Source organism: Kitasatospora sp. NPDC096077 (assembly GCF_040303245.1).
Classification (GTDB): Bacteria; Actinomycetota; Actinomycetes; order Streptomycetales; family Streptomycetaceae; genus Kitasatospora.
On sequence record NZ_JBEOSV010000001.1, the window covers coordinates 107,696 to 122,265 of the forward strand.

Genomic DNA, 14,570 nt, shown 5'->3' on the forward strand with positions numbered 1-14,570 from the left:
GGTGCGGCCGTGAATGCGTATACCCAAACCGGGCGGCGGCGGCCGCTGGGTAGCCCGCTCTCGGTGCGCGGGCGCGCCGGTCCACCGCGAGCGCGGTGGCCGAAGCCGCTCCGGTGGCCAAAGCCGCTCCGGTGGGCGGACGGTCCCGGGCGGGTGCGGTCAGTCGAGCGACTGCTCGGCCCAGATGGTCTTCCCCCGCGGCGAGTAGCGGGTGCCCCAGCGGTCGGTGAGCTGGGCGACCAGGAACAGGCCGCGCCCGCCCTCGTCCTCGTCCGCCGCGTAGCGCAGGTGCGGCGAGGTGCTGCTGCCGTCGGAGACCTCGCAGATCAGGCCGCGGTCGTGGAGCAGGCGCAGCCGGATCGGCGGGCGGCCGTAGCGGATGGCGTTGGTGACCAGCTCGCTGAGGACCAGCTCGGTGGTGAACACCGCCTCGTCCAGGCCCCAGCGGATCAACTGCGCCGTCGCTCCGGCCCGTACGGCGGCGACCGCCGCGGGGTCGACGGGGACGTCCCACTCGGCGATCCGGTCGGCGGCCAGCCGGCGGGTGCGGGCGACGAGCAGCACGACGTCGTCGCCGTGCCGGTCCGGCCGCATCGCCTCCAGGACGGCGTCGCAGGTCTCCGCCGGGGTGCGGCCGGGGTGGGCGAGGGCGGCGGCCAGCACGGCGAGTCGGTCCCCCGAGCTGTCCTCAGGCCGTTCACCCGTGAGCAGCCCGTCCGTGAACAGCACCAGCCCGCTGCCCTCGGCGAGGGTCAACTCCGCGCTGCGGAAGGGCATTCCACCGATGCCGAGGGACGGCCCGGCGGGCAGTTCGGGGTAGTCGACGGTGCCCTCCGGGTGGACCAGGGCGGGCGACGGATGTCCGGCCCGGGCCAGCACGCAGGTGCCCCGGGTGGGGTCGTAGACCGCGTACAGGCAGGTGGCACCGGCGACCGGGGCCTCGTCGTCCGCCTCCTCCTCGATCAGGGTGACCAACTCGTCCAGGTGGCCGAGGAGTTCGTCCGGCGGCAGGTCGAGGGTGGCGAAGTTGCGGACGGCCGTGCGCAGCCGGCCCATGGTGGCGGCGGCGTGCAGGCCGTGGCCGACCACGTCGCCGACGACCAGGGCGACCCGGGCGCCGGGCAGCGGGATGACGTCGTACCAGTCGCCGCCGACCCCGCTCCGCGCGGGCAGGTAACGCGCCTCCACCTCCAGGGCGTTCTGTGCGGGGGTGGCGCCCGGCAGCAGGCTGCGCTGGAGGGCGACGGCCACCGCGTGCTCGCGGGTGAAGCGCCGGGCGTTGTCGATGCAGACGGCGGCGCGGGCGGCCAGTTCCTCGGCCAGCGCCAGGTCGCCCTCGTCGAACGGCCCGCTCCCGCGCAGCCGCCACAGGTTCACGATGCCGAGCAGGAGGCCGCGGGCCTTCAGCGGGACGGTGATCAGCGAGCCGAGCCCGTGCTCCAGGGTCTCCCGGGTGCGCTGCTGGGTCCGCCACCCGGGATCGGCGGCGAGATCGGGGACCAGGACGGGCCGGCCGCTCACGAAGCCGACCGCCGGCGGGGTGGGGGCCGCGAAGCCGATCAGCTCGCCGGTCCGGTAGAGCGGGGAGTCGTCGGGGGCGCCGCTGCGTGCGACCCGGCGCAGCTCCACCGGCGCCCCGGCGACGGGCGGTGGCGGCTCCTCGCCGTGCAGCACGGGGTCGGCGAGGTCCACCGAGGCGTAGTCGGCGAAACCGGCCGTGGCCAGTTCGGCGAGTTCGCGTGCCGTGGTGGTGACGTCGAGGGTGGTACCGACGGCCGCGCCCGCCTCGTACAGCAGGCGCAGCCGGTCCTGCGCGACCTCGGCCCGACCGGCCAGGGCGCGCAGTTCGGTGGAGTCCCGCAGGGTGGCCACGCTGCCGGCCCCGGCCGGGCGGACGTTCACGGCCAGCAGCCGTGGCCCGGCGGGGAGCATCCGGTCGTCGACGGCCCGGTGGGCGAGCAGGAGCGCCGCGGTCCGCTCGTCAAGGCCCAGTTCGGTGACCGGTCGGCCCTCGGCGTCGGGCGGGAGGTCGAGCAGGCGGCGGGCCTCGTCGTTGGCCAGCAGCAGCCGGTCCCCCTCGCCGACGATCAGGACGCCCTCGCGGACGGCGTGCAGCACCGCGTCGTGGTGCTCGTACATCCTGGTCATCTCGGCCGGTCCGAGCCCGTGGGTCTGCCGACGCAGCCGACGGACGGCGTAGCCCGTGACGCCCGTGGCCAGCGCGAGCGCGACCAGTCCCGCCCCGATGACGACCGGCAGCTCCCGCCCGGCCAGGCCGTCGGCGCGGTCGACGGTCCGGCCGGGGGCGTGCGCGAAGGCCTCGGCGGCGGCCGGCGACCGGGCCCGCACCTCCTGCCGAGGGTCGGTACGGGCCTGCAGCACCAGCGCGACCACCGCGGCCACGACCAGCAGCAGGACGACCAGCACCTGCACCAGGAGCACCGGCCCGGCGACGCCGCCGAGCACCGCCCGTACCCCACCGGGACGGCCGGGACGGGCGTCGTGGCGCGGCTGACGACGGTTCGGCTTCTCTCGCATGCCCTTGTCTTACCGCCCGGGCCCGCCTGCGCCCCGCCCACCACACCGGCGCCCGTCGCGACCGAACCCGGTCCGACCAGCATCGATCGCGGGTGGCCGGGACGACCACCGCCCCCGGCCGCTGCCGGCCGGGCGGTCGCCATGACGGACTACGAGGGCCTGGGCACCCACGGCAACCACCCGTACCTGCTCGGCGAGTGCGAGGGCGCGGCATCATCGACATCGCCGGGGCGGCCGCCCGACCGCCCTTCACCGCCGGTCGGATCTCCGACCGGTACTCGACCGCATCGACCCGGACAACGCCGTCCAGGTGGTGGCCTACGACAAGGGCGTCGTGGCGACCCCGGATCCCGCCTCGCCCGGCGAGCATTCCGGCCTGCTCGTCGACCCGGCCGAGGTCGACGCGCTCGTTCGGTGGAGCGGGACGCTGCTGAGCCGAGTCCCTGCCGAGGCGGGCCGTGACGACACGTCGTGCGGCTTCCCGTCGACATCCGCCTCCTTCTTGCAGAGTTGTGTCCGGTTTGTCACAGCTCGAAGGAGGCCCTGATGTCCCTGCCCACCCGGCCGCCCACCCCAGCGGGGTGAGCGGGTCCACCGCGGGCGCGGTGCCGACGCTGGAGCTGGCGGACATCCAGGGCACCGTGCTGCGTCGCCGCCCGGACGACTACCACGGCACCTACCTGCTCTACCGGATCGACGACCCGGCCGCGGCCAAGCGCTCCCTGCGCGACGTCCTGCCGAAGATCACCAGTGCGGCGGACTGGGAGAAGCCCCGCCCGTTCACCCTCAACATCGCCTTCTCCTACCGCGGCCTGGCCCGGCTGGGCCTGCCCCCGGACGCGCTCGCCTCCTTCGCCCCGGAGTTCCGGGCCGGCATGGTCGCCCGCAAGGAGGTCCTGGGCGACTCCGGCGCCAACGACCCCGCCCACTGGACCCCGCCGCTCGGCGGACCCGAGGTGCACATCGGAGTGATGATCATCTCCGGCAGTCCCGGCGGGCTCCGCGAGCCGGTGGAGGCGGCCGGGCGGCTGACCGGGGTGAGCCTCGTCTACCGGCTCGACGTCGGCGTCCCGGTCACCGGCCGCGAACACTTCGGCTTCCGCGACGGCATCTCCGGTCCGTACCTGATCGGCAGCGTCGAGGAGCCGCTGCCCGGCCAGGACCACGTTCAGCCGGGCGAGTTCGTCTTCGGTTACCCGGACGAGTCGGGGTCGGTGCCGAACGGGCCCGCCCCGGAGGTGCTCGGCCGCAACGGCTGCTACCTGGCCTTCCGCCAGTTGCACGCGGACGTCGCCGCGTTCCGCAGGTACCTGCGCGAGCACGCCCGCTCACCCGAGGACGAGGAGCTGCTCGCCGCCAAGGTCGTCGGCCGCTGGCGCAGCGGTGCGCCGCTCGCCCTGGCGCCGGAGCACGACGATCCGGACCTGGGAGCCGACCCGCTGCGCAACAACGACTTCCGCTACCGGGACGACCCGCGGGGCCTGCTCGTCCCGTGCGGCTCGCACATCCGGCGCGCCAACCCGAGGGACGGCCTCGCGGACACCGTGGTGCAGACCCGCATCCACCGGGTGCTGCGGCGCGGGGCTGCGTACGGGCCGCTGCTGCCGGAGGGCGTGCTGGAGGACGACGGCGCGGAGCGCGGGATCATCTTCGTCTTCATGGGCGCCAGCCTGTCCCGGCAGTTCGAGTTCGTGCAGCAGGTGTGGCTGAACGACGGCGACTTCGCCGGCCTCGGCGCCGAGCAGGACCCCCTGGTCGGCAACCGCGACGGCGCCGGTGTGCACACCGTCCCCGCCCGGCCGGTCCGGCGCCGGCTCACCGGGCTGCCCCGGTTCGTGACCGTACGCGGCGGCGAGTACCTGTTCCTGCCCGGCCTCACCGCGCTCGAATGGCTCACCACCCTGCCCGACCCGACCGTCGACCCATCCACCCCGGAGGACACCAAGTGACGGCCCCAGAGCTGGACTTCACCCCCGTGCGGTACTCACCCGAGATCGACCCGCCGGAACCCGACTTCGAGCGGAGCCTGGCGAAGTGCCTCGACGTCGTCGAGGACTTCGAGCGGAACTCGGTCCAGGGCGAGGGCGAGAACCGGGCCGTGCGCTTCGCCCACGCCAAGGCCTACGGACTGGTCCGCGGCACCTTCGAGATCCTCGACGGCGTACCGCCCGCGTACGCCCAGGGCGTCTACGCCCGGCCCGGAACGCACGACGCCCTGGTCCGCTACTCCAACGGGCTCTCCCACCTGGGCGCCGACCGGATGCTGGGCAACGTCGTCGGCATGGCCACCAAGGTCTTCGGGATCGACTCGCGGACCACCCTGCCGGACGAACCGGTCAGCCGCACGCTGGACTTCAACATGATCAACGGGCCGATCTTCTTCTGCAACACCGCGGCCCACTACACCTTCCTCTCCAAGCTCTTCATCGACCTGCCGAAGTACCGTCTGGACGGCCGCCGGGGCAACCACCGGATGTACTACGACTGGGTCACCGGCTACGGCACGCTGCCCCCGGAGCAGTGGGCCTGGGACGAACTCGGCGCGCTGCTGCGGCTCGGCGCCCGGGCCCGCTGGCAGAACCTGCTGCTCTCCTCGTTCTTCTCGATGGGCGCGGTGCGCCACGGCGACCACGTGGCCAAGCTCCGGATCCGCCCGACCGACGCCTCGGCGGCCCGCGTGCGGCTGCGCGACCTCGACCCGAACAGCCGGGACGAGGTGTTCCGGCCCGCCCTGGTCGACGAACTCGCCGACGCGGACCACGAGTTCGACTTCCAGGTGCAGCTGTGCGCCGACCTGCGGACGATGCCGGTGGACGACCTCACCGTCGAATGGGAAGAGCACGAGTCCCCGTTCGTGACGGTCGCCAGACTGCGCTTCCCCCGCCAGGACATCGGCGACGCGGCCAATCTGGTCGCCGCGGACGGCCTCTCCTTCACGCCGTGGCGCTGCCCGCCCGAGCACGTGCCGATCGGCCCGATCCAGACCGTCCGCAAGGAGGTCTACCGGCGCTCCTCCGTACTGCGCCACGACCTCAACGGCCAGCACCGCGCCGAGCCCGCCTCGGCCGCCGACGTGCTGCCCGGCCATGAATGACGACCTACGGAAAGGCAACCGCATGTACGACTTCGACCCGAAGACCTATCAGCCGATCTCTCCCGACGTCCCGGTCGAGGAGATCGCCAAGGCGTTCCAGCATCCCCGCCAGCAGACCGAGGGCGTCGGCCTGCGGGCGGTGAACCGCTCGGAGTTCACCCTGATCGCGCCGGTCATCCAGCCGACCGGGCCGGCCGTCTTCCGGGAGCGCGCCGTGAAGGCCTGCATCGAGGCGCCCTACTGGGAGAACCGCCTCGGCACGGTGCACGACCTGCGGGTCGCCCTGGTCAACGACGGTCAGCAGGTGCTGTTCTGCGCGACCTACAGCGACGAGTTCAAGCCCTATGTGCTGGACGTCATCCGCTTCGCCACCCCCTGGATCGACCACATGTTCACCGATGTGGCGCTCGGTTACCCGGGCCTGCAGTCGGAGGACGCCATTCCCTACATCGCCAAGTACCAGGTGCAGGCCAGCGTCTGGTACGGCGGGCCGAACCCGGAGGCCAGCCCCAGGGACATCGGCAAGGCCATCGCGGTGGCCGGGGCCTTCGACAACCTCCTGGACGCCGCCCAGAGCTGATCCCCCGCCGACGCCGGCGGCCGGGGCCCGGTCCTGATCGGCGTCCCCGATGAGGACCGGTCCGGCCGATCCGGCGGTCCCCGCGGGCGATGAGGCGGGGTTGCCAGGGAGTGACCCGCCGTGAAGACTGTGGCGGGATCCGGGCGGGGAGACTCCGTGTGGAGGACGACACACCCGTCACGCCCGTGGGTCGCGACTCAGGAGGACCGGTGCTCGGAGTTCAACCAGGCAACGTGCCGACGCTGTTGGAAGAGATCTCCGGCCGGTGGCAGCACCTGCGCGAGGCCGGGCCGGTGCGGTACGACGAGGGCCGCGACCAGTGGCAGGTGCTGGACCACCGGAACGTCGCCGCGGTGCTGTCCGACCCGGCGACCTTCTCCTCCGACCTCGCCGCCCTGGCGCCGACCCAGGAGGACTTCGAGACCTTCCGGCAGGGCAACTTCGTCGGCATGGACCCGCCGGAGCACCGGCGGCTGCGCGCCCTGGTGAGCCAGGCGTTCACGCCGCGGGTGGTGGCCGGGATGGAGCCGCGGATCGAGGCGCTGTGCGCGCGCCTGCTGGACGAGGTCGCCGACCACGACCGGTTCGACCTGGTCGACGCGCTGGCCTACCCGCTGCCGATCATCGTCATCGCGGAACTGCTCGGTGTCCCGCCCGAGGAGCACCGGCTCTTCCAGGAGTGGGCCGCCGTCCTGTTCGGCGGCGACCAGCTCGGCGAGAACCCCGACATGGCCGACCTGGCGAAGGCGCTGGAGGCCATCGCCCCGACCGTCCGCGCGATGAACGGGTACGTGCTGGAGCACATCCGCCGCCGCCGCGCCGACCCGGGGGACGACCTCACCAGCCGGCTGATCGCCGCCGAGGTGGACGGCGAACGGCTCGCGGACGAGCAGATGGTCGGGTTCGTCGCCCTGCTGCTGGTCGCGGGGCACGTGACCACGACCGCGCTGCTGGGCAACGCGGTGCTGGCCTTCGACCGGCACCCGGGGACGGACGCCGCACTCCGGGCCGATCCGGGTCTGCTGCCCCCGGCCATCGAGGAGGTGCTGCGCTGGCTGCCGCCGTTCCCCGAGCTGGGGCGCCGCATCACCCGGCCCGTGGTGCTCGGCGGCCGGGAACTGCCCGCCGACGCGATGCTGACGGTGCACCTCGGCAGCGCCAACCGTGATCCGTCCCGGTTCGAGGCGCCCGAGACCTTCGACGTCGCCCGCCGGTCGAATCCCCACCTGACCTTCGGCCACGGCATCCACTTCTGCTTCGGCGCTCCGCTGGCCCGGCTGGAGGGGCGGATCGCCCTGCGCATGCTGCAGGACCGGTTCCGCTCCCTGGCCGTCCCGCGCTACGAGGACGTCGAGTACCAGAACCCCGCCGTGCTCCTCGGGGTGCGCCGGCTGCCGGTCGAGGTCGTCAGGGCGTAGCGGGAGGGGACCGCCACGAAGGCCGGGCCTGCGGGCGTGACGGGATCCGCCTGTGCCTCACCGGCGTATCCGATCGTTCGAACGACACCGGACCCGGACGCCCTCCAGGGTCGAGGCCACAATGAGCCCCAGGGTCCACCCCGCCCACCGTCCCCGCCCCGCCATGCCCGTGCCCTCGTGCCCGTGCCCTCGTGCCGACCCGGCTCCCCGGGGCCGGGCGGGGTCAGCGGCAGAGCGCCGCGTCGACCGCGTCGATCATGTGCTGGGTGGTGGCCGCGTCCGGGACGGTGGTGACGGCGATGTCGACGGCCCGGCCGTCGTCCGTGACGCCGCCCCGGGTCCGGTGGGCCACCGAGGTGCCGCCGTGGCCCCAGACCAGGCCGCCGCAGCTCAGCGGCCTGCTCTGGATCCCCAGGCCGTAGCGGACGCCGTGGCCGAGCATCTCGGCCGGGACGGTGGTGCGCATCTCGGCGAGCTGGGCGGCGGGCAGCAGGCGACCTGCCAGGAGGGCGCCGTAGAAGGTGTTGAGGTCGGTGTTGGTGGACACGACCGCCCCCGCGGCCCAGGCCATCGACGAGTCCATGTCGGTGTAGTCGATCGACGCTGCGTCCGGGCCGGTGCGCAGGTAGCTGTGCGGGTGGGCCTCGCGCAGGGCGGTCTCCCCGGTGGCCGGGACGTAGGTGTGGCGCAGGCCGATCCGGTCGATGACGCGCTTGGTGACCTCCTCGCCGTAGGGGCGGCCGGTGACCTTCTGGATCAGCAGGCCGGCCACCAGGTAGTTGGTGTTGCTGTACGCGAAGTCCGTCCCGGGGGCGAACAGCGCCTTCTGGGCCAGTGCCCCGTCGAGGAGTTCGCGCGGTTCGAAGTAGCGGTACTGGATGGTGGTGAAGTCGGACAGCGCGGGGGCCTCCATGTACTCGGGCAGGCCGCTGGTGTGCTGGAGCAACTGGCGGACCGTGATGTTCCGGCCGTCGATGCCGTCGCCGCGCAGCAGACCGGGCAGGTAGGTGTCCACGTTCGCGTCGAGGTCGACCTTGCCCTCGGCGACCAGCTGGAGGACGACGACGGCGGTGAACGACTTGGTGTTGCTGCCGATCCGCACCTGCCCGTCCACCGGGACCTTGGCCTTGGTGGCCAGGTCGCCGACGCCGGCGGTGTAGGTGCGGCTGCGGCCGTCGCGCCCCTTGACGGTGGCGAGGGCGGCGGGCACCCCGTCCTTCTGGACCAGGGCGTCGAGGCGCTGCTGCACGAGGTCCGGGCGCGGTGCGGCGGAGGCCGCGGTCGGGGCGAAAGCGGTCAGCGCGAGCCCGGCGGCGGCTGTGGCCGCCGTGGCGTACCGCACCATGCGGATGCGGTGCGCCGTGCGCTGCGGGGTGTTGTCGGTCATCGGGACTCCACTGCTGGGAAGAGGAAGGACGGAGGTGCGGCAGGGTGGCCGGCGCCGGTCCTCGGCGCCGGCCACCCGGGGGACGGTCAGCGGCAGAGCGCCTCGTCCACGGTCTGGTCCACGTGCTTGCCGGTGTCCTCGTCGCCCGGGATCGTGGTCACGGCGACGTTCACGGAACGGCCGTCGTCGGTGGTGCCGCCGAAGGTCGCGAAGCCCGGGATCCCCCCGCCGTGGCCCCAGGAGAGCCCGCCGCACGGGAGCGGACGGCTGATCAGGCCGAGGCCGTAGCGGTGGCCGGGGCCCAGGGAGTCGGCCGGGACGGTGGTGCGCATCTGGGCGAGCTGGGCCGCGGGCAGCAGTCGGCCGCCGAGCAGCGCCTCGTAGAACCGGGTGAGGTCGGTGTTGGTCGAGACCATCGCGCCGGCCGCCCAGCCCCAGGACGGGTCCAGCTCCGTGTAGTCGCGCAGCGACCCGTCCGCGGTGCGCTGGTAGCCCTTGGGGTGGGCCTCGTGGATCGTCATGTCCCCGGGGACGGGGAAGTAGGTGTGGCGCAGGCCGATCTTGTTGATGACGCGCTTGGTGATCTCCTCGCCGAGCGGGCGTCCGGTGACCTTCTGGATGATCATGCCCGCCAGCAGGTAGTTGGTGTTGCTGTACGCCCACTGGGTGCCGGGCGCGAACTGGGCCTTGTGGGTCAGCGCGGCGTCGAGGAGTTCGCGCGGCTCGGCGTACCGCTGGGGGTCCTTGAGCACGGCCTGCTGGTCCACGTAGTCGGGCAGGCCGCTGGTGTGCTGGAGCAGCTGGTGGACCGTGATGTTCCGGCCGTCGATGCCGTCGCCGCGCACCAGGCCGGGCAGGTAGGTGTCCACGTTCGCCTCCAGGCCGATCTTGCCCTCGGCGACCAGCTGGAGGACGACGACGGCGGTGAACGACTTGGTGTTGCTGCCGATCCGCACCTGCCCGTCCACCGGGACCTTGGCCTTGGTGGTCACGTCGCCGACCCCGGCGGTGTAGGTGCGGGTACGGCCGTCGCGGCCCTTGACGGTGGCGAGGGCGGCGGGCACCCCGTCCTTCTGGACCAGGGCGTCGAGGCGCTGCTGCACGGAGTCCTGCCGTGGTCCGGCGGAGGCCGTGGCGGCCGGTGCCAGGACGCCGGCCACCACGGCGGCGGCCACGGCGGTCACGGTCGCCGCCACCCCGCACCGGCGACCGCGGAGGAGGGTCGGACGGTGCTGCTGAACTGCGTTTTCGTTCACGGGAAAGCCCCTCTGGGTAGGGCGCCGGAGCTCTTCTCGGCGCCCTCCAAGAGGACCATCCGACGGACCGTCAAGCCGTCCGCGCGGAGGACGAAACCGCACCCGGGAACGTGCTCCGGGTCGGGGCCGGACCCGGGACCGTACTCCCAGGGCCGGGGAGTCTGCTGCCGGTCGTCACCGCGCGGATCCGGAGTCGGTGTTCGGAGTCTCCGCTCTGCGGAACCTGTCGCCGCCGACCACCCAGCGGCCCCGGCGCATGACGGCGACCAGGTCGTAGCTCTCGGAGTCGACCACGACCAGGTCGGCGAGCTTGCCGGTCTCCAGCGAGCCGATCGAGTCGGCGAGGCCGAGCAGCCGGGCCGGGGTGGTGGAGAGCGAACGGACGGTCTGATGGAGGGTCAATTCATGTACTGTCATGGATCTTTGGAAGACCCGGTCCAGGGTGAGGGTGGAGCCGGCGATGGAGCTGCCGTCGGGGAGCATGGCGACGCCGTCCTTGACCTCGACCTGGAGGGGGCCGAGGGGGTAGAGGCCGTCGCCCATGCCGGCGGCGCCCATGGCGTCGGTGATCAGGGCGACCCGGTCGGCGCCGGCGGTGCCGTAGGCGAGGTCGAGGACGGAGGGGTGGAGGTGGACGCCGTCGTTGATCAGCTCGACGGTGACGCGTTCGTCCTCCAGCAGGGCCACGATCGGTCCGGGGGCGCGGTGGGCGATGCCGGGCATGGCGTTGAAGAGGTGGGTGGCGACGGTGGCGCCGGCCTCGACGGCTTCGAGGGTGGTGGGGTAGTCGGAGTCGGTGTGGCCGACGGCGGCGATCACGCCGAGGTCGGCGAGCATGCGCACCGAGTCGAGGCCGCCGGGGAGTTCGGGGGCGAGGGTGACCATCTTCGCGTGGCCGCGGGCGGCGTCGACGAGCTTGCGGACCAGTGCGGGGTCGGGGTCGCGCAGCAGGTCGGGGCGGTGGGCGCCGCAGCGGTTGTGGGAGATGAAGGGGCCCTCGAAGTGGATGCCGGCCAGGACGCCGTCCTCGACGAGTTCGGAGAGGACGGCGGCCTGGCGGGCGAGGTCGTCGATCTCGCCGGTGACGGTGGAGGCCATCGTGGTGGTGGTGCCGTGTTCGAGGTGGGTGCGGGCGGCGAGCAGGGCCTCCTCGGCGATGCCGGAGGCGTAGGAGGCGCCGCCGCCGCCGTGGACGTGCAGGTCGACGAAGCCGGGCACGACGGTGTGGCCGGTCAGGTCGAGGTCGCCGGGCTCAGGGGCCCCGCCGCTCGCCCCACTCGTGATGGCGGCGATCCGGTCACCCTCGACGGCCAGGCGGTCGCCCTCGACGACGCCGCCGGGCAGCACCAGTCGGGCTCCGGACAGCACGATGCGGGAGGAGTTCATGCGCATATCTGCTCATTTCTGCTCGAAGATCGTCACCTTGAGCATTATCGCGCAGAATGGGCCGAGGGCTCCCCCGTTCCGCGCATCACGGACCCGGCGGACCCCGTGCCCCGCGCCCCGTGCCGCCGAGGCGGATCAGTCGGCGGTGCGGCGGGCGATGAGTTCCAGCAGGCGGCGGACCGCCTCGTCCGTGTCGGGGCGGTGCAGGGCGACCACGCTGGTCTCCAGGTGGGGTGAGTCGCCGACGAGCGGGACGTAGGCGATGCCGGGGATGGGGAAGTCGGCCAGCCGTTCGGAGAGCAGGGCGACGCACAGGCCGGAGGCGACGTAGCTGAAGAGGCCGGTGAGGTCGTCGGCGACCGCGCGGCTGCGCGGGGTGAACCCCGCCTCGTGGCAGGCGAGTCGGACCCCCTGGGCGAGGGCGGGCAGGGCGGTGGCGTCGGGCAGGACGAAGTCCTCGTCGCGCAGCTCGCCGAGGTCGATCGGGCCGGATCCGACCAGCCGGTGGCCCTCGGGCACCGCCACGGCGATCCGCTCGACGGCGAACTCCCAGCTCACCAGGTCCCCCGACAGGGGGGACGGGTCGCGCAGGAAGCCCAGGTCGAGCTCGCCGGAGCGGACCAGGTCGGCGACGTTGGCCGAGGAGTCCTGGTGCAGGTGGATGCGCAGCCCGGGCAGTTCCTCGGCCGCCGCCCGGAGGAGTCCGGGCAGGTAGTGGTGGCTGAGGATGCTGACGTAGCCGACCCGGACGTCGCCCTCCAGGCCGCCGGCCACCCGCCGGACCCGTTCGACCGCGGCGGACTGGGCGTCGAGCAGCCGCTGCGCGTCCACCGCGAACACCTCGCCCGCGGCGGTCAGCGTGACGCCACCCGGTCCGCGCTCCAACAGCCGTACCGCAAGTGCTCGTTCGAGGCGCTGGATGGACTGGCTGAGCGGCGGCTGGCTCATCCCGAGGCGTTCGGCGGCCCGGCCGAAGTGCTTCTCGTCGACGACCACCAGGAACTGTTCCAGCAGGCGGCGGGTGAGATTGATATCAGAAACCCTATGAACCATGACCCAATCATATATTGGACAGACTGACGGCGACGGGCGTCCAATGGCCAGTGGGCGCACCGCGGAGCGCGGGGCGCCCCCCGATCCCCGAGGCCGCCTGGAGGCCACCATGCTCAAAGAGGACGTCGCGCGGCTGGTCACCACCCCGCTGGACTCCCCGGCCTACGCCCCGACCCGGTACCGGTTCACCGACCGCGAGTACCTCAACGTCTTCTACCGCACCGATCCCGAGGCGCTGCGCCGGATCGTCCCCGAGCCGCTGACCGTCACCGACCCGATCGTGCGCTTCGAGGTCATGCGGATGCCCGACACCACCGGTCTGGGCTCGTACACCGAGGCCGGCCAGCTGATCGCCGTCGAACTCCACGGCGAGGCCGGTGAGTTCAACCTCGCCATGTACGTGGACAGCGTCCCGGCGATCTCCAGCGGGCGCGAGTTCAGCGCCTACCCGAAGAAGGGCGGCTCCCCCGCCCTCTACGTCGACTCCGACACCCTGGTCGGCACGCTGGACTACGGCACGCTGCGGGTGGCCACCGCCACCATGGGCTACAAGCACCAGCCGCTGGACCCGGCCGAGGCGCTGGCCCAGCTCCGCTCCCCCGCCTTCATGGTCAAGACCGTGCCGCACTACGACGGCACCCCGCGGATCTGCGAGCTGGTCCGCACCCGGATCACCGACGTCACCGTGAAGAGCGCGTACACCGGCCCGGCCCGGCTGGAGCTGTTCGCCCACGCGATCGCCCCGCTCGCGGACCTGCCCGTCCTGGAGGTCGTCGGCGCCAGCCACCTCCTCACCGACCTGACCCTCGCCCCGGTCGAGCCGGTCTTCGACTACCTCGCCGGCTGAAGGAGCCCCCCATCATGAGCAGCACATCCACTCCCGGCCTGGAGTCCTACCGCCGCGCCGCGATCATCGGCGGCGGCGTGATCGGGGTCTCCTGGGCCGCGCTCTTCCTCGCCCGCGGCCTGGACGTCGTGATCAGCGACCCCCGCCCCGACATCGAGGACCTGGTCCGGACCGGACTGGACGGGATCGCCCCCACCCTGGCCGAACTCGGCCTGCCCACCGACGGACTGGCCGACGGGCTGAGCTTCGAGGCCGACCTGGCGACCGCCGTCGCGGGCGTCGACGTCGTCCAGGAGAACGGCCCCGAGCGGCTCGACCTCAAGCAGCGGATCTGGCGGACCGTCGAACAGGCCGCCCCGGCCCACGCGTTGCTGACCACCTCCACCTCCAGCATCCCGGCGACCGCGATCGCCGAGGGGATGGCACAGCCCGAGCGGCTGATCGTCGGCCATCCGTTCAACCCGCCGCACCTGGTGCCGCTGGTGGAGGTGGTGCCCGGCGAGCGGACCTCGCCGGAGGTGGTCGAGCAGGCCAGGGCCTTCTACACCGCGCTGGGCAAGCAGCCGCAGGTGCTGCGCAAGGAGATCCCGGGCTTCGTCGCCAACCGGCTGCAGGCCGCGCTGTTCCGCGAGTGCGTCCATCTGGTCTCCCAAGGAGTGGTCACCGAGCAGGAGTTGGACGAGGTCGTCACCGCCTCGATCGGCCTGCGCTGGGCGGTGGCCGGGCCGTTCCGCACCTTCCACCTCGGCGGCGGTCCCGGCGGCCTGCCCCAGTTCATCGAGCACCTGGGCCGCGGCATGGAGGCCGGGCTGTGGCCCGCCCTGGGAAGCCCGAGCTTCGACGACACCACCGTGGCCCTGCTCACCGAGGAGGCCCGGGAGGCCTTCGGCGAGGGCGAGGATGACATCGACCGGCTCGCCGCGGCGCGCGACCGCGCCCAGATCGCCCTCATGCGCGCGCTCGGCGAGACGCCGCAGGCCGCCTGATCCGCCCACTGCCCGCCGACAGACA

At 73.1% G+C, this 14,570-nt stretch carries 11 protein-coding genes; 6 read left to right on the plus strand and 5 right to left on the minus strand.

Annotated features, from left to right (window positions below):
- Window positions 1–159: 159 nt before the first annotated feature.
- A complete protein-coding gene (locus tag ABTZ03_RS00475; protein WP_350510609.1) occupies window positions 160–2,538 on the minus strand; it encodes a SpoIIE family protein phosphatase in 2,379 nt (792 codons plus the stop codon).
- A gap of 581 nt (window positions 2,539–3,119) precedes the next feature.
- Here ABTZ03_RS00475 and ABTZ03_RS00480 point away from each other — a divergent pair.
- The 4 genes from ABTZ03_RS00480 to ABTZ03_RS00495 all read left to right on the plus strand — a co-directional run bounded on the left by ABTZ03_RS00480 (window position 3,120) and on the right by ABTZ03_RS00495 (window position 7,630).
- Window positions 3,120–4,487: a Dyp-type peroxidase gene (locus tag ABTZ03_RS00480; RefSeq protein WP_350510610.1), complete on the plus strand. Its 1,368-nt coding sequence runs from the start codon at window positions 3,120–3,122 to the stop codon at window positions 4,485–4,487.
- The gene (locus tag ABTZ03_RS00485; RefSeq protein ID WP_350510611.1) at window positions 4,484–5,632 is read left to right on the plus strand and encodes a catalase family protein; all 1,149 of its coding nucleotides are present in this window, start codon (window positions 4,484–4,486) and stop codon (window positions 5,630–5,632) included. The genes ABTZ03_RS00480 and ABTZ03_RS00485 overlap by 4 nt, the downstream gene beginning before the upstream one ends.
- Window positions 5,633–5,654: 22 nt before the next feature.
- Window positions 5,655–6,212: a hypothetical protein gene (locus ABTZ03_RS00490; RefSeq protein ID WP_350510612.1), complete on the plus strand. Its 558-nt coding sequence runs from the start codon at window positions 5,655–5,657 to the stop codon at window positions 6,210–6,212.
- Window positions 6,213–6,445: 233 nt separating this feature from the next.
- A complete protein-coding gene (locus tag ABTZ03_RS00495; protein ID WP_350510613.1) occupies window positions 6,446–7,630 on the plus strand; it encodes a cytochrome P450 in 1,185 nt (394 codons plus the stop codon).
- Window positions 7,631–7,853: 223 nt separating this feature from the next.
- Here the strand turns inward: ABTZ03_RS00495 and ABTZ03_RS00500 are convergent, their stop codons facing one another.
- From ABTZ03_RS00500 to ABTZ03_RS00515, 4 genes are all read right to left on the minus strand, one after another.
- On the minus strand, window positions 7,854–9,017 hold the full coding sequence (locus ABTZ03_RS00500) for a serine hydrolase domain-containing protein (protein WP_350510614.1): 1,164 nt from the start codon (window positions 9,015–9,017) through the stop codon (window positions 7,854–7,856).
- An 86-nt stretch (window positions 9,018–9,103) separates the two neighbouring features.
- Window positions 9,104–10,213, minus strand: a complete 1,110-nt coding sequence (locus ABTZ03_RS00505; protein WP_350510870.1) for a serine hydrolase domain-containing protein — start codon at window positions 10,211–10,213, stop codon at window positions 9,104–9,106.
- A gap of 234 nt (window positions 10,214–10,447) precedes the next feature.
- Entirely contained in the window at window positions 10,448–11,659 is a 1,212-nt protein-coding gene (gene nagA, locus ABTZ03_RS00510) for an N-acetylglucosamine-6-phosphate deacetylase (RefSeq protein ID WP_350510615.1), read from the minus strand.
- 135 nt (window positions 11,660–11,794) lie between these two features.
- On the minus strand, window positions 11,795–12,712 hold the full coding sequence (locus ABTZ03_RS00515) for a LysR family transcriptional regulator (RefSeq protein ID WP_350510616.1): 918 nt from the start codon (window positions 12,710–12,712) through the stop codon (window positions 11,795–11,797).
- A 109-nt stretch (window positions 12,713–12,821) separates the two neighbouring features.
- Between ABTZ03_RS00515 and ABTZ03_RS00520 the strand changes: the two genes are divergently transcribed.
- Both ABTZ03_RS00520 and ABTZ03_RS00525 read left to right on the plus strand, forming a co-directional pair.
- Entirely contained in the window at window positions 12,822–13,559 is a 738-nt protein-coding gene (locus ABTZ03_RS00520) for an acetoacetate decarboxylase (protein ID WP_350510617.1), read from the plus strand.
- 14 nt (window positions 13,560–13,573) lie between these two features.
- Window positions 13,574–14,545 (plus strand): 3-hydroxyacyl-CoA dehydrogenase family protein, encoded by a 972-nt coding sequence (locus ABTZ03_RS00525; protein WP_350510618.1) that lies wholly within the window; start codon window positions 13,574–13,576, stop codon window positions 14,543–14,545.
- The last annotated feature ends 25 nt before the right edge of the window (window positions 14,546–14,570 follow it).

Excerpts from the sequence above, each read along its gene's own strand:
- ABTZ03_RS00475 (WP_350510609.1), bottom strand. The coding sequence starts at position 2,538 with ATGCGAGAGAAGCCGAACCGTCGTCAGCCGCGCCACGACGCCCGTCCC.
- ABTZ03_RS00490 (WP_350510612.1), top strand. The coding sequence starts at position 5,655 with ATGTACGACTTCGACCCGAAGACCTATCAGCCGATCTCTCCCGACGTC.
- ABTZ03_RS00500 (WP_350510614.1), bottom strand. The coding sequence starts at position 9,017 with ATGACCGACAACACCCCGCAGCGCACGGCGCACCGCATCCGCATGGTG.
- nagA (WP_350510615.1), bottom strand. The coding sequence starts at position 11,659 with ATGAACTCCTCCCGCATCGTGCTGTCCGGAGCCCGACTGGTGCTGCCC.
- ABTZ03_RS00515 (WP_350510616.1), bottom strand. The coding sequence starts at position 12,712 with ATGGTTCATAGGGTTTCTGATATCAATCTCACCCGCCGCCTGCTGGAA.
- ABTZ03_RS00520 (WP_350510617.1), top strand. The coding sequence starts at position 12,822 with ATGCTCAAAGAGGACGTCGCGCGGCTGGTCACCACCCCGCTGGACTCC.
- ABTZ03_RS00525 (WP_350510618.1), top strand. The coding sequence starts at position 13,574 with ATGAGCAGCACATCCACTCCCGGCCTGGAGTCCTACCGCCGCGCCGCG.